Annotated in this window: 1 protein-coding gene; it reads left to right on the top strand. The window is 79.9% G+C overall.

The window, feature by feature from the left end; translation table 11 throughout:
* A partial coding sequence (locus tag J7E86_RS30255) for a helicase-related protein (protein ID WP_285439796.1) occupies positions 1 to 1645 on the top strand: 1645 nt, incomplete at both ends.

The raw sequence follows: 1645 nt of genomic DNA, 5'->3' as shown, positions 1-1645 counted from the left end.
CCGCCGCCTTCCTCCTGGACGTACGCGCCGCCCTGCGGCCCGAGCTGCGGCTGGTCGCGGCGTCCGCGACGACCGACGCCGAGGGCTGGTCCCGGCTCCTGGACGACGCGCCGGTCGTGGAGGCGCGGGGCGTCTCCCACCCGGTGGAGGTGGTGTGGGCCCCGCCGGAGCGCCCGGTGCGGCCGCCGCACGGGATGCGGGTGGATCCGGTGCTGCTGGAGCACGTCGCGGGTGTGGTGCGGCGGGCGCTGCGGGAGCGGTCCGGTGACGTGCTGTGCTTCCTGCCCGGCGTCGGGGAGATCTCCCGCGTGGCGGGCCGGCTGGGCGGGCCGGACGCGCTCGGCGCCGAGGTCCTCCAGGTCCACGGGCGGGCTCCGGCGGCCGTGCAGGACGCGGTGCTGGCCGGCGGCACGGGCCGGCGCCGGGTGGTTCTCGCGACGTCGGTGGCGGAGTCGAGCCTGACCGTCCCGGGCGTACGGATCGTGGTGGACGCGGGCCTGGCCCGTGAGCCGCGCGTGGATCACGCGCGCGGACTGAGCGCGCTCACGACCGTACGGGCGTCCCGGGCCGCCGCCCGGCAGCGGGCGGGCCGCGCGGGCCGTGAGGCGCCGGGAGCGGTCTACCGCTGCTGGACGGAGGCCGACGACGCGCGGCTGCCGCGCTTCCCGTCGGCGGAGATCATGGTCGCGGACCTGACGGCGTTCGCCCTCCAGGCGGCGTGCTGGGGCGACCCCGACGCGAGCGGGCTCGCCCTGCTCGATCCGCCGCCGGCCGGCGCGATGGCGGCCGCCCGCGAGGTGCTGACCGCCACCGGAGCGGTCACGGCGGACGGCCGCCCCACGGACCGGGGACGCCGGATGGCCCGGCTGGGCCTGCATCCCCGACTGGCGCGCGCCCTGCTGGACGGCGCCCACGAGGTCGGCGCGCGCCGGGCGGCGGAGGTCGTGGCCCTGCTGAGCGAGGAGCCTCCGCGGGAGTACGGCGACGACCTGGCCGCGGCCTGGCGCACGGCGCGGCGCGGCGGCGACGCCTACGCGACCCGCTGGCGCACGGAGGCCCGCCGCCTGGAGAACGCGGTACGGGGCGGCGGTGCGGGGGCTGCTGGTGGTTCCGCGGGGCGGCGATCCTCGCCGGACGCGGGTTCCGGGCCTGCCGCCCGGCAGGCCCACCCGGACGCCGCCCCCGGCGACGACGCCGTGGCCGGGCTCGTCGCCGCGTTGGCGTTTCCGGAGCGGGTGGCCCGGGCCCGTACGGAGGGTTCGTACCTCATGGTGTCGGGGACGGGTGCCGAGCTCGGGGACGGGTCGCGGCTGCGCAGTGGGCGGTGGCTGGCGGTCGCCGTCGCGGACCGGCCCGTCGCGGCGGCCTCGGCGCGGGTGACGCTGGGTGCGCTGATCGACGAGGACACCGCCCGTGCGGCCGCCGGGGCGCTGTACTCGGAGGGCGAGGAGGTCCGCTGGTCGGAGGAGCGGCGCGATGTCGTGGCGCGGCGCGTCGAGCGGCTGGGGGCGGTGGAGCTGGCCTCGCGGCCCCTGCCGGCTCCCGACCCCGCTCTCGTACGGGCGGCTCTGCTGGAGGGGCTGCGGCGCGAGGGGCTGGGGCTGCTGCGGTGGTCCGCGGAGGCGGCCGGGCTGCGGCAGCGGCT

This window comes from Streptomyces sp. ISL-11, from assembly GCF_018614525.1.
Taxonomy (GTDB): Bacteria; Actinomycetota; Actinomycetes; order Streptomycetales; family Streptomycetaceae; genus Streptomyces.
Note: the sequence above shows the minus strand (reverse complement) of the source record. Positions and strands in the feature narration are given on the sequence as shown.